Genomic DNA, 13,444 nt, shown 5'->3' on the forward strand with positions numbered 1-13,444 from the left:
GGCCGCAGAACGCGATGTTACGCCGCTCGCCGGCTCCCGTGCCTCGCGCTCGCCTTGGCACGACGTTCCGGTCCTTGATAGTTCGGATCGTCGCCGACGCGCCGGTCGAGCGCGCCCTGACGGAGCCGGACGAAGAAGTCCTGGACTTCAGCCGCGAGACTCTCGGCCACGCGCGAGACGTTGTTGGACGCGGTTCGGACACTGTCCGCGGATTGGCTGGTCTCCTCGATGGCCGCGCTGACGGTGGAGATGTTGGAGGCCAGCATCTTGCTGCCCGAGGCCGCCATCTGGACGTTGTGCGAGATCTCGCGCGTCGCGGCGCCCTGCTCTTCCACGGCGCTGGCGATTGCCGTGGTCACGTCGGCCATCTGCCGCATGGCCGTCGACACCTCCTTGACCGAGGCGACCGCGTTGCTGGTCGAGCTCTGGATGCCCTGGACGTGCTGACTGATCTCCTGCGTCGCCTTGGCGGTCTGCTCCGCCAGCGACTTCACCTCCTGCGCCACCACGGCGAAGCCGCGGCCGGCCTCGCCGGCGCGCGCCGCCTCGATCGTGGCGTTGAGCGCCAGAAGGTTGGTCTGCGCCGCGATCGCCTGAATCAGATCGACCACGGTCGAGATGCTCTGCGCCGCCTGGGCGAGCCCCTCGATCTCGGCCTCCGACCGCGCCGTGGTGGCATTGGCGTTGCGCACCGTGGTGTTTGACAACTCGATCTGCCGGCCGATTTCGACGATGGAGCTCGTGAGCTGCTCCGCGGCCGAGGCGACCGTCTGCACGTTGACGGCGGTCTTCTCCGAGGCGCCCGCCGCCGACGCGGCCTGGTCGGTCGCATGACCCGCGATTCCCGTCAGCGATTCCGCGGTGTTTCTCATCACACCGACATTGTCGTCGACCTCGGACAACAGCTCGGTCGATTTGATGCGGAAGGCCTCCACCGCCTCCTCCATGTTCCGGTTCATCGCCTCGCGCGCCTCGGCCTCGCGAACATAGTTGGACGACGCCTGCTGCTGAGCGATCACGTTGTCGCGGAAAACCGCGACGGCCTTCGAGACGTCGCCGATCTCGTCGCCGCGCGCGGCGGTCTTGAATTCGACCGTCGTATCGCCATCCGACAGCCGCGTGGAATCGGCCACCAATTCCTTGATCGGCAGAGTGATCGAACGGGCCACCAGGATCGCAGTGCTCAGCGCCAACGCAAGTCCGACCGCCAGCAGCATCCATTCGGTGAACAGGAGCTGGTCGATCAGTCCGGCAACGGCGGCCGAATCCTTCACCAGCACCTCCTGCTGGTTGGTCTTGAGTCCGCCGCCGAACGTTCCATCCGCCCGCCGCTTGCCGTCGAGCATCTCGAGCAGCTTGTTGGCGCGCGGCGCGGCCTCGGTCGCCAGCAGGAATACCGCAGCGTTCCATTGCGGCGACTGGCGGAGCGCAAAGATCTTGTCGGGAAGCGGCGCGAAGCTCTCGCTCGCCCGGGCTATCTTGTCGAAAGCTGCCTTCTGCGACGCCGTTAGCAGGCCGGCTTGCGCCGTGATGGCCGCCACGGCGTTCTTGTAATTGGTGTAGGGCCCGGCAAACTTGTCGCGGTCGGACGGGTCGCCGGAGGCGACATAGAGCCTGAGCTGCGAGCCTGCTGCCGCGAGATTGCCGCGCAGATCGGCCATCGTCTTGAGGAGACGCTTCCGCTCAGGCGTCGCCTCCAGACCGTTCTCCTCATCGATCATCTTGGTGACCTCGGCGAACATGGTCGCGATCAGCGGCGACGCCTCCGCGCCGAGCAGCCTGGTGGCCGGATAGGCGTCGGCCGTGAACGCCACGCTTTCAGCCTTGTCCTGAGCCGCCCTGAACTCGGCGATCAGCGGCTTGACCTCCGCCCATAGCGATCTGTTCTCGGCCACTTTGAAGCCGGCGGCCAGACGATCGAATTCCTGGATGGTCTTGTCGAACTCCAGCCAGAGCGCGGCGCGCCGCTGCTTCATCTCCGGATCTCCGGTGAGCAGGTAACCACGGAGCGCAGCCAGTGTGGCGTGCAGATCGGCGACGAGCTGCGTGCTGCTGATGGCGACCGGCGACCTGAGGGTCACGATCTTGCTGAAATGCTCGGAGACGTTCGATACGGCATAGGCCGAGTAGCCGACCGCACATGCGAGCAGCATGCAAAGCAAACCAAATCCGGCCAGCAGCCGGGTCTGAATCTTCAGATTGGAAACGAAGCTCAACATCAAATCACCACCCGTTCATTCAAAATTGGTGAGCTGCGCTACTCGCGCGCTCCGACTCACCCCACGACCCTTCGGCCGGTCACGCCGGCGATGTAGTTCTGCCGCCGCTCCGGGCCTCGGTAGTTCGCATCGTCTTCCTTGCGACGATCCAGCGGTCCGGTACGCAGCTTGACGAAGAAGCTGCGCACCTCCTCGGCCAGCCGTTCGGCGGCGTCGGACACGTGGCTCGAGGACTCCGAGACCTGGTCTGCGGAACGATTGGTCCTGCGGATCGCATCGCTCACGGTGGCAATGCTCGAGGCCAGCGTCTGAGAACCCGACGCGGCCATCTGCACATTCTCCGAAATCTCGCGCGTCGCAGCCCCCTGCTGCTCGACCGCACTTGCGATCGCAGTGGTGACCTCGTCGATCTCGCGCATGGCAACGCCGACCTGCTTCACAGAGGCCACCGCATTGCCGGTCGAGGTCTGGATGCCCTGGACGTGCTGGGCGATTTCCTGCGTCGCCTTCGCCGTCTGCTCCGCGAGTGATTTCACCTCCTGCGCGACCACGGCGAAGCCGCGGCCGGCCTCGCCGGCGCGCGCCGCCTCGATCGTGGCATTGAGCGCGAGCAGATTGGTCTGCGCCGCAATGGCCTGGATGAGATCGACGACCGAGGAGATGCTCTGCGCAGCCTGCGCCAGGCCCTCGATCTCGCTCTCCGACCGGGCGGTGGTCGCGTTGGCGGAGCGCACCGTCGCGTTGGAGCGGTCGATCTGGCGCCCGATCTCGTGGATGGAGCCGGCCAGCTCCTCGGCGGCCGCCGCAACGGTCTGGACGTTCGATGCGGTCCGCTCCGATGCGTTCGCCGCAGCCTCCGCCTGCTGGGTCGCTTGCGTTGCGATGTCGGTCAGTGCGCTCGCAGTCTGCTTCATCGTGCCGGCATTCTCGCCGACCCGGCCGAGCAGCCCCTCGGCCGCACGACGGAACTCCTCGACCGCGTTCTCAGTATTGCGATTGGTGGCATCGCGCTGCTCCGCCGCCGCGGCCACCTCCTTGGCGGCGCTTTGCTGCGACAGCACGTTGTCGCGAAATCGCGCGACAGCGCCCGCCAGCAGGCCGATCTCATCGCCGCGCCGTGCCCCCAGGAACTCCACCGACGTATCGCCGGCCGACAACCGGCCGGCTTCGTCCACCAGGACCTGAACCGGCCGGACGATGCTGCGGGTGATCAGGAATGCGCAGCTTGCCCCCATGAGTGCAGCGAGCAGCGCGATGGTGATCTGCACCCGCGACGAGCCTTGGATCAGCCCGAGGGTCTCTGCGATGGTGGCGGTGTAGCTTGCACGAATGCCGGTCTCGACCTTCTCGATCCGATCGATCGCCGTCTTGGTGAGTGGCGCAATCTCGCCGGCATAGATCGCATTGGCTCGGAGCAGATTGCTCGACGCCTTCTCGAAGCTGTCGGAATATCGCGCCAGCTCGCTTTTGACCGTTGTCAGGGAGCGGCCGAGCACATCGCCAAGATCGCGCTTCTCCAACTCCGCGAGCCTTGAACGCACCTGGTCGATCTCGGCAAGGAAGGCCTCGCGCGGCTTGACCTCCGAGGTGGCGAGATGCCGCCAGACGAAGACGCGTGCCGTGTTGATGCCGACCTCCAGCGCAACGATCGCCTGGACGTGCGGCGTTCCCGGCGCGGCATCGACCAGCTTGCGGATATCGGCGGCGAGCTGATCTCCATCTGCGAACAAGGCGTCGCGGCCGGTGAAGTAGGCCTGCAGCGCGGCCGCGAGCGTTGCGCGCTTCTCGTTCAGCGAGACGATCTCCGGCTGAAGCAGGCGATAGGCTGCCAGCCGCTCCTGCGATACGGTGCGGCGGATCGTAGCCTCGAGCGTGCTTGCTGCGCTGGACAGCCGGGCCTCTGCCTCGCTGGACGAGGCCTGATCGCGATCCATCTGGAAACGGAGCATGGCGCGCGAGGCAGCGTGCAGATCGCCGGCGATCTTGATCACTCCCATGGCGTTCTGCGACTGGTCTCCCATGCGCAGCACCTTGGCCGAGATGATGTCGAGCTCCCAGTAAGCAAAGGCGGCTGTCGCAAGCCCCACCGCGACCAGCAGACCGAAACCAACAGACAGGCGAATACCGATTTTCAAATGATCGAGCACCATGTCACTTCATCCCAAGATCGCGCGCCCCAGAATATCGCCCCAAGGCTGTCCTTGATCCCATGCAATCAAAACGAGAACCTTGGTGACTTTTCCATTGACCGAATTAAGCGAATGTGAAACGTCCGGCCCGGACAACTACGGCGCGAGTGCCTTAAATGAAGGCAAAGACCGATGCGGGGCATACGCCCCGGATCCGCCATCAAGCGCCCATTTGGGCGCTGTGGCGGCCGGCCCGAGGCCTGTCCTGCATGTGACTTGAGCTGCGAAGCGCTTGCGGCGCGCCGCAAATTGGGCAAAACCTCTACAATTGACGATTGGTCCGGCTGCCAGCCATTCGGGAGACGTGGAGCGTGGCAAAGCTACTGGTCGTGGACGACGATCCGCTCATGCAGCTGACGATGCAGCGCGTGCTCGAGCAGCACGGCCATGTCGTTGCGAGCGCAAGCGACGGCCGGAAAGCGCTCGCCCGCCTCGACACCGAGGACTTCGATCTGGTGATCCTCGATATCTTCATGCCGGGCATGGATGGGCTGGAAGCGATGCGCATGATCCTCAAGCGGAAGCCGAGCGTTCCGATCATCATGACCTCGGGACGCCCCGACACCCCGAATGCGACATCAGAGCCCGATTACCTGACGATGGCCACCAAACTGGGGGCCGTGTCCGCGCTGCCCAAGCCGTTCAAGCCGGCGGCCCTGTTGACGATGGTTTCCGATTGTCTGGCGTCGGCCGGCAAGCCGACAGCTCCACCAGGGCCAGGCCGCGATGCTGTTCCGAACTCCTGAGAGCGGAAGCGATGAGCCGCTGCTCGGCAGCGGAGCCGGCGCCAGCGCGGCTGCTCCCTTGCGTTCGCGCATGACGCTGACGACGCGTCTGGCCGTCGCGATGATCCTGCTGGTCGCCATCGCGGTCTTCGCGGTCGGCTGGCTGGGCTACCGCAGCCTGGAGCGGGCGCTGCTGCCGCGCGCGCTCGACCGCATCGAATCGCATGCGCGTCTGATGGCGACCGAGATCGAGAACTATGTCAGCGGCGCCCGCAACGACATCAACGGCTATCGCGCCTCGCCCAATCTCGCGACGCTGATCCGGACGCTCAAGAGCGGGGTTCCCGATCCGCGCGAGGGACTGACGGCGCAGTCATGGCGTGAGCGCGTGGCGGCGCGCTATTTCGCCGAGCTGCAGGCGAAGTCGACCTATGCGATGATCCGTCTTGTCGGAATCGAGAACGACTATCGCGAACTGATCCGGGTCGACCGGCTGGGTCCCGGCGGCACCGTGCGGATCGTTCCCGAGAGCGAGCTGATTACGCGAGGCGCGCGTAACTACATCAAGGAAACGTTGAGCCTGCCGCCGGGCGGCATCCGCCTCTCGCCTGTCATCCTCGACGGCAACACCACGGATCCCAGGACCGGCGTCCCGATGCTCTGCGTCGGCACGCCGATCTACGCCCCGGACGGCAAACCCTTCGCCATCCTGATCCTCGATCTCGACATGCGCCCGGTGTTCACGCATCTGCGCAGCGCGGCCAGGCCCGGCTCGCAGCTCTATGTCGTGAATGCGCGCGGTGACTATCTCTTCCATCCCGAATCCGATCGGGAATTCGCCTCGAAACGCGGCGGGGCGACGCGATGGCAGGATGACTTCCCGACGCTCGCCAGCGCGGCCGGCACCACCGAAGGCTTTGCCAGAATCCTGCACGACGACAACAATCGTCCCGGCGGCGTCGCCTTCGTCCCGGCCCTGCTGGCCGGACAAGAATGGGTCGCCGTGATCGAGACCATTCCGAACACCGCGTTCATGGCGCCCGCGCTGGCCATCCGCAAGACCGCGATCGAGGTCGGCCTGATCGCCATGCTGTGCGCGGCTGCGCTCGCCTTCGTGGTCGCGCGCTCGCTGACGCGTCCGATCAACCAGCTGACCCAGGCCGTCGAGGGCGTCGGACGCGGCGAGACGGTGAAGATCCCGCTGGAGGCCGTCGGCGAGACCGGCGTGTTGGCGCGCGCCTTCGCCCGCGTCCTGGACGAGGTCCGCTCCAAGACAGCCGAACTCGAGCGCGAGGTTCAGGAGCACTACCTGACCGAGGCGGCCCGCGATCATTTTGCTGCTCGCGAACGCCTCTATAGCGCGGCGGTTCAATCCTCGAATGATGCGATCGTGACGCTGGCGCTGGATGGCACGATCACGGCGTGGAATCCGGCGGCCGAAACCATGCTGGGCTATTCCGCCGAAGAAGCCGTCGGTCGACAGGCGGATTTCGTGGTGCCCCCGGACCGCATGGCGGAGGCACAGGACATCCTCGTGAAGGTGGCGCGCGGCGAGCGAATTCAGCACTTCGAGACGGTGCGCGTGCGCAAGGATGGCGAGCTGGTTCAGGTTTCACTCAGCGTTTCGCCGATCAAATCCCCGAACGGACAGATCATCGGCGCCTCCAAGATCGCGCGCGACATCACCGAGAGCCGCCGGACGGAGGCGGCGCTGCGCCAGCAGACCGAAGAGCGGCGGCGCATCTTCGAAACCTCGCAGGACCTCATCCTGATCACCGACCGCGCCGGCACCGTCGTCCAGGTCTCGCCGAGCGTCGAGACGATCCTCGGTTACTCGCCGACGGAGATGGTCGGACGCAACGGCGCCGAGTTCATCCATCCCGATGATCTGGCAAGGGCGCGCGAAGAGCTGCGCGCTTCGCGCCACGGTCTGCGCACCCGTACCAGCGACGGCCGCTATCTCCACAAGGACGGCCGCGTCGTGACGCTCTCCTGGACGTCGAACTGGTCAGAGCCGGTGCAGCGCCACTTCTTCATCGGGCGCGACATGACCGAGAGCAGGCTGGCGCAGGAAACGCTCCGCGAAAGCGAGCAGCTCGCCCGCAACATTGTCGAGACCGCGCTGGATGCGTTTGTCCAGATCGACGACAAGGGCGCCATTCTCAACTGGAACTCGCAGGCCGAAAAGATCTTCGGCTGGTCACGCGCCGAGATCATCGGCAGGGACGTCTTCGACGTGATCACGGTCGGCGGCGAAGGCGAGGAACTGCGCGCCGCGCTCGGCCGGCTGGTGATGACGGGCCAGGCCAACGCGCTGGGCAGCGGACGCCGGCGCGAGGTGATGGTGAAACGGCGCGACGGCCGCGAGTTCAGGGCCGAGCTGAGCGTCACGGCGCTGAAAACCCGCAGCGGCGTCGTGCTCAACGGATTCTTCCGCGACCTCACCGACAAGATCGCAACGGAAGAGCGGATCCGCCAATCCGAGAAGATGGAGGCGATCGGCCAGCTGACCGGCGGCATCGCGCACGACTTCAACAACATCCTCACCGTGATCACCGGCACCATCGAGATTCTCGCTGCCGCCGTCGCCAAGGAGCCGCAGCTTGCGGCGATCACGCGGATGATCGACGAGGCCGCCGCACGCGGGGCGGATCTCACCCAGCATCTGCTCGCCTTCGCACGCCGGCAGCCGCTGCAGCCGCGCGAGATCGACGTCAACACGCTGATGATCGATACGGCCAAGCTGCTGCGGCCGACGCTCGGCGAGCAGATCGAGATCGAGTCGGTGTTTCAGGACGAAACCTGCGTCGCGCATGTCGATCCCAACCAGCTCGCCACCGCCGTCATCAACCTCGCGCTCAACGCCCGCGACGCCATGCCCGATGGCGGCAAGCTGATCCTGGAGACCGGCTGGGCCGATCTCGACGAAAACTATGCGAGCCTCTACGACGACGTCAGGCCCGGCCGCTATGCGATGATCGCGGTCAGCGACAGCGGCAGCGGCATCCCGGCCGGCATCATCGACAAGGTGTTCAATCCGTTCTTCACGTCAAAGGGGCCCGGCAAGGGAACGGGTCTCGGCCTGTCGATGGTGTACGGCTTCGTGAAACAGTCGGCGGGGCATATCCGGATCTACAGCGAAGAGGGGCACGGCACCACGATCCGCATGTATCTGCCGCCGGGCAGTGACGGCGCGGTCACGCTGCCGTCGGGAGCTGCACCAGCGGTCCAGGGCGGCCACGAAACCATCCTTGTGGTCGAAGACGACCGGCTGGTGCGCGGCTACGTTCTCGCGCAGCTTCATGCGCTTGGATATGCGACGCTGGAAGCCGCCAACGCAGCCGAGGCGCTCGCGATCCTCAATGCCGGGGAGCCGTTCGATCTATTGTTCACCGACATCATCATGCCGGGAACCATGAATGGCCGGCAGCTCGCCAGCGAGATCCAGCGGCTGCGTCCGGGCCAACCCGTGCTGTTCACGTCCGGCTACACCGAGAATGCGGTCGTGCATCACGGCCGGCTCGACGAGGGCATCCTCCTGCTGCCGAAGCCCTACCGCAAATCCGAGCTGGCCAAGATGGTCCGGAAGGCGCTCGCGACGGAGGCGGCCTGAGACACGGCCGATCTGATCGCGCCGAAACCTGCGGGCTGCGCCCGGGCAGCCGCTTTATGCTCAGTTGGCGCGAGAGGCCGTCATCACGATGCGAATCAGATCGGCGGCGTTACGAGCGCCGAGCTTCTTCATGATGTTGGCGCGATGATCCTCGATCGTGCGCGGGCTGATACCCAAGGTCCGGCCGGCCTCCTTGTTCGAGGCCCCTGCCGTGAACTGCTCCAGCACCTCACGCTCGCGGCGCGTGAGCGGCTCGCGGCCGGGGAAGTGCAGCGAGCCGATTTTCGGGGAGGCATTTTCCTTCTGCCGCCGCGCAAATGCGCCGATGGCTTCGTTCAGGCGGGCCACGATTTCACTGCCGCGGAATGGCTTCTCGATGAAGTCCAGCGCGCCGTTCTTGATCGCATTCACGGCCATGGGGATGTCGCCCTGACCGGAGATCATGAAGATCGGCGCTGGATAGTCTTCGCCATGCAGTTCCCGGAGGATGTCCAGACCCGACTTTCCGGGAATATGAACGTCGAGCAGAATACAAGCCGGCGTCCTGCTGCGCGCCACGGCCAACAGTGCTGCGCCATCGGCGAAACAGATCACCTCGTACCCGCCGGCCGACAGGACCATCGAGAGGGTGTCGCGCACGGCTGGATCGTCATCGACGACAAAAATCTCACCGCGGGAAGTTGTTTGTTCGGCCATGGGAGAGTGCTCTTGCAAAGAGAGAAGAAACAATGAAAGCGCGGCTTATGATACCATATTCGTCGGGTGGTTTGGGCACCCGTATTTGTACGGTTTATGATCCTAACCCACAAGTAGTAGCGAAAGGTCGACGATCGTCATCACGAGACCACGATCTGGACACGATCTCAAGACCGTCGTGAAGCGCAGCATGTTGCCGTGCAAAATTCATCGACGGCGTTGGATCAGGATCGAGCCCGAAGCCGACCGGATGCGCGCATGCTGGATACACCAGCCGCAGTCGCGTCGATCCAGCTCACGGGCGGTGCTCGGGACTCTGCACAACAATTGACACAAGGCGCGCCCAAATCAGCCGTGACGGGCCCGGATTCAGCTCGAGCTCGATGAATGGCTGCCTTGCGCAGGAGCGAGCGGCCTCGCTCCGACGTCACATGAATACAGGATGTCAGGACCGATGCTTTGCGGCAACACCCTCGGCCGCAACACCGCCCCAGGTATGGACCACAGGGAGGCCAAGCGCCGTCTTGCCGAGATTGGCGAGGAAAATGCGTAGCGCGGCAAGATCGACCGGCTTCGGCAGACTCTGCAGGTCCAGGCCAAGCGAGCGGGCAAACAGCCGGGCCGCGATTCGCCTCGCCGAGTCCATGCCGCTGATCACGATGACGGAACCGGCGAAGCGGGAGTCGGCGATGGCCCTGAGCACCTCGGTGCCGTCACCATCCTCGAGCATCAGATCGAGCGTGATACAATCGAAGCGCTTGTTGCGCACTTCCCGGATCGCCTCGTTACAGGTGGCCACCACCGTGACGGAATGACCCGCCTGCTTCGCAGCCAGCGAAATCAAGGCCCTCTGCGACGCATCGTCGTCGACCACCAGGAGCTGCAGCGCGCGCCGCTCGACGTCTTCCGCGGCCTCCGGCCGGCTAGGTGCAAGTTCCGAACTCATGACCGACATTGGTCGTCCCTGACAATTTTGAATGACCTCATTGTCCTACACGTCCGATCCTGCAGCCCCGTAAAGCGGTTCCCAGAAAATCGACCGGCGACTTTAGGACTTGCGCAGGACCTTCGGCGGTTCGTCGGTCCCTTCGCGCCTGCTCCGGCGCTCCCTGACGCAATGGAGCGGCGCAAGATCCGTCAGCCCACAGTCGCCTCCTGGCCGGAGGAAGCACTGCGCTTCTTCTTGTTCTTGCCCTTGATGAACTGGATGTCCATTTCGGCGCCGTTGACCCGAACCAGCTCGCACCGGCGATAGGCCAGCCCGGTCGACGACAGCAGGAGGAAGAACTCCTTCAGGTTCAGTCCCTGGATCGAGCCTTCAACCGTCAGCACCGCGTCATTATCCGAAATGGCGTTGAGCTGGCAGTCGCGTCGCCAGGTTCCGTCGATGCCCATGATGCAGACATCGTAGCCTCGACTGAAAGTGACGCGCTCCGTACCTTTGTTCTCTTCAGACATCTTCTGTGTCCTGCCTTATGGGCATCCGCTCGTGGTGTTCGGGAGGGCTCCGGGCACCATCGATGCCGATGGAGCCGATTGGCCTCCCAGGACGGCGCGCTAGGTCCCGGCACCGGCCATTCGCGGCAGTCCCGGTGCAGGCGCCTTCGCCGCCGCGACGGCGCCGCTCGGACGATAGAGGCCGCGCCGGTCCGCCTGCGGCTTGAACACGTCGGTAAGGCCGACGACGGTCTCCGCCGCACCGAGCACGAGAAATCCATCCGGCTCCATCAGCTTGGCCAGCCGGCCGAAGATGTTGATCTTCGTGTCCTGATCGAAATAGATCAGCACGTTGCGGCAGAACACGACGTCGAATGTGCCGAGCTGCGAGAAGTCGTGCAGCAGGTTGAGCTGCCGATGCTGCACCATGCCGCGCACGTCCGAATTGATCTGCCAGAGCTCGCCGGCCTGCTTGAAATATTTGACAAGCAGCTGGATCGGCAGACCGCGCTGGACCTCGAACTGGCTATAAAGACCCGCCTTCGATTTCTCCAACACCTCCTGGGAGAGATCGGTGGCGATGATTTCGACGCGCCAGCCATTGAGCGCTGCGCCCATCTCCTTGAGAGACATCGCCAGCGAGTACGGCTCCTGGCCCGTCGAGCATGCCGCGCACCAGATCCGGATCGACTTGCGATTGGCGCGCGCCTTCAGGAGCTCCGGCATGATTCCGTCGCGGAAATGATCGAACGGCACCTTGTCGCGGAAGAAGAACGTCTCGTTGGTCGTCATGGCTTCGACGACCTGGCTGATCAGGGCGCTGGATCCGTCCTTCAGTTTCTGGACGAGATCGCTGATGCTGGCGAGACCGGCCTTGCGCGCAAGCGGAAGCAGGCGGCTCTCGATCAGATATTGCTTGTCGGCAGACAGGTCGAGACCTGACTTGTCTCGAAGCAGCTTGCGCAGGAATTCATAATCTGGCTGGTTCACGGACGGCCTCTTCTGGGCAGAAATGGATCAGGCGGATTCAGCTGACAGTGCCTGGATAAGACCGACTTCCTGGAATTTGGCGGCGACAATTTCCTTGTCGAACGGCTTCATGATGTATTCGTTGGCGCCGGCGTTGAGCGCACGTGAGATATGATCGATGTCATTCTCCGTGGTGCAGAACACCACCTTCGGCCCTTCTCCGCCCGGCAGACGGCGCAGCCGGCCGAGGAAGTCGTAGCCATCCATCACCGGCATGTTCCAATCGAGCAGGATGGCGTCCGGCAGGCTGTTCGTGCACAGCTGCAGCGCCTGCTCTCCGTCCTCGGCCTCGACGACCGAGAAACCCAGTTCTTCGAGGATCCGGCGTGCGATCTTGCGCACGACGCTCGAGTCATCAACGACGAGGCAGCTTTTCATGTGTGTCTCCCCTATGGGACGGTTGACGGGCTAAGCAGCGATGGCTGCCTTCGGCAGGAGTTCGAGCACGCGATCGACATCGAGGATCACCATCAGCTGGCCATCGAGGCGATGCACGCCGCCGGCGAACTTGGCCATGCGCGGATCCAGGTTGACCGGATTCTCCTCGCGGCTGGCCTCGGGCAGCCGCAGCACCTCGCCGATCTGATCGATCAGCAGGCCATAGGACTCGCCGCGCAGATCGACGCCGACCGCCATCGGCGGCTTGCCGTCATCGGCCTTGGCGAGGCCGAGCCGCGCCCGCATGTCGATCACGGTGACGATGCGGCCGCGCAGGTTCAGCACGCCGGCGATCTCCGCCGACGACAGCGGCACCCGCGTCACCCGCTCGGGCATGAACACGTCCTGCACCCGCGAGATCGGCAGGCCGAACAGCTGGCCGCCGATCACGGCGGTGACGAATTCGGACGCCGCGCCGTCGGTGGTCTCGATCTTGTTGCTGCTCATCGCACGCTTCTCCTGCTGGTCGTCACATCACGCCGCGCGCTTGGCGGCTTCGGCGCGTTCCCGCTCGTCGAACTGATCCTTCAACGACGCGATCAGGCCGGGACGGTCGAACTTGGCGATGTAGTCGTAGAGACCGGCCTGGCGGCCGCGCTCGACAGCGGCCGGCGAGATCAGCGACGACACCGCGATCACCGGCAGCTGATTGAGGTTCTGATCGGCGCGGATCGCCTCGGCGAACTCGAAGCCGTTCATCTCCGGCATCTCGATGTCGGTGACGACGATGTCGAAGGTGTGCCCGGAGCGCAGCGTGGCAAGGCCCTCGATGGCCGACGAAGCGGTGCGCACCTTGTAGCCGGCCGACTTCAGCACCGGCGCCAGCATGTTGCGGAAGAACGGGCTGTCGTCGACCAGCAGCACGGATCGGGTCAGCGCCTCCGAGCTCATCTCCTTGCGGATGAACCAGTCGGCGAACGCCATCGGCAGGAAGTGGCCGACGTCGATCACCTCGGTGGCCTGGCCCTTGATCACGGCCGAGCCGAGGATGCCGTCCCTGGCGCCGGAGACCTGGATGTGGAGCCGCTCCTCGACGATGTCGATGATCTCGTCGACCACGAGGCCCATCGCACGGGTCTCGTCGGCGAACACCAGGAT

At 64.7% G+C, this 13,444-nt stretch carries 11 protein-coding genes; 2 read left to right on the forward strand and 9 right to left on the reverse strand.

Annotation, left to right across the window (positions count from 1 at the left end):
• Positions 1-17: 17 nt before the first annotated feature.
• Positions 18-2,219 (reverse strand): HAMP domain-containing methyl-accepting chemotaxis protein, encoded by a 2,202-nt coding sequence (locus ACQR1L_RS32710; RefSeq protein WP_434862031.1) that lies wholly within the window; start codon positions 2,217-2,219, stop codon positions 18-20.
• A 56-nt stretch (positions 2,220-2,275) separates the two neighbouring features.
• On the reverse strand, positions 2,276-4,369 hold the full coding sequence (locus ACQR1L_RS32715; RefSeq protein WP_434862032.1) for a methyl-accepting chemotaxis protein: 2,094 nt from the start codon (positions 4,367-4,369) through the stop codon (positions 2,276-2,278).
• Positions 4,370-4,719: 350 nt separating this feature from the next.
• On the opposite strand from ACQR1L_RS32715, the gene ACQR1L_RS32720 reads away from it, so the two are divergent.
• Complete coding sequence (locus tag ACQR1L_RS32720) at positions 4,720-5,154, forward strand: response regulator (RefSeq protein WP_434862041.1); 435 nt, start codon at positions 4,720-4,722, stop codon at positions 5,152-5,154.
• Positions 5,135-8,746, forward strand: coding sequence for a PAS domain S-box protein (locus ACQR1L_RS32725; protein ID WP_434862033.1), 3,612 nt, complete (start codon positions 5,135-5,137; stop codon positions 8,744-8,746). The genes ACQR1L_RS32720 and ACQR1L_RS32725 overlap by 20 nt, the downstream gene beginning before the upstream one ends.
• A 60-nt stretch (positions 8,747-8,806) precedes the next feature.
• On the opposite strand, the gene ACQR1L_RS32730 is transcribed toward ACQR1L_RS32725, so the two are convergent.
• The 7 genes from ACQR1L_RS32730 to ACQR1L_RS32760 all read right to left on the reverse strand — a co-directional run.
• On the reverse strand, positions 8,807-9,442 hold the full coding sequence (locus ACQR1L_RS32730) for a response regulator transcription factor (RefSeq protein WP_315717165.1): 636 nt from the start codon (positions 9,440-9,442) through the stop codon (positions 8,807-8,809).
• Positions 9,443-9,887: 445 nt separating this feature from the next.
• Complete coding sequence (locus tag ACQR1L_RS32735; protein ID WP_434862034.1) at positions 9,888-10,397, reverse strand: response regulator; 510 nt, start codon at positions 10,395-10,397, stop codon at positions 9,888-9,890.
• A 182-nt stretch (positions 10,398-10,579) separates the two neighbouring features.
• The gene (locus ACQR1L_RS32740; RefSeq protein ID WP_434862035.1) at positions 10,580-10,900 is read right to left on the reverse strand and encodes a PilZ domain-containing protein; all 321 of its coding nucleotides are present in this window, start codon (positions 10,898-10,900) and stop codon (positions 10,580-10,582) included.
• A 99-nt stretch (positions 10,901-10,999) separates the two neighbouring features.
• Complete coding sequence (locus ACQR1L_RS32745; protein WP_434862036.1) at positions 11,000-11,869, reverse strand: CheR family methyltransferase; 870 nt, start codon at positions 11,867-11,869, stop codon at positions 11,000-11,002.
• Positions 11,870-11,896: 27 nt separating this feature from the next.
• Positions 11,897-12,286, reverse strand: coding sequence for a response regulator (locus tag ACQR1L_RS32750; RefSeq protein ID WP_434862037.1), 390 nt, complete (start codon positions 12,284-12,286; stop codon positions 11,897-11,899).
• Positions 12,287-12,316: 30 nt separating this feature from the next.
• Positions 12,317-12,793: a chemotaxis protein CheW gene (locus ACQR1L_RS32755; RefSeq protein WP_434862038.1), complete on the reverse strand. Its 477-nt coding sequence runs from the start codon at positions 12,791-12,793 to the stop codon at positions 12,317-12,319.
• A 27-nt stretch (positions 12,794-12,820) separates the two neighbouring features.
• A partial coding sequence (locus tag ACQR1L_RS32760; RefSeq protein WP_434862039.1) for a response regulator occupies positions 12,821-13,444 on the reverse strand: 624 nt, incomplete at its 5' end.

The sequence above is a fragment of the Bradyrhizobium sp. HKCCYLR20261 genome, from assembly GCF_051168435.1.
Lineage (GTDB): Bacteria > Pseudomonadota > Alphaproteobacteria > Rhizobiales > Xanthobacteraceae > Bradyrhizobium.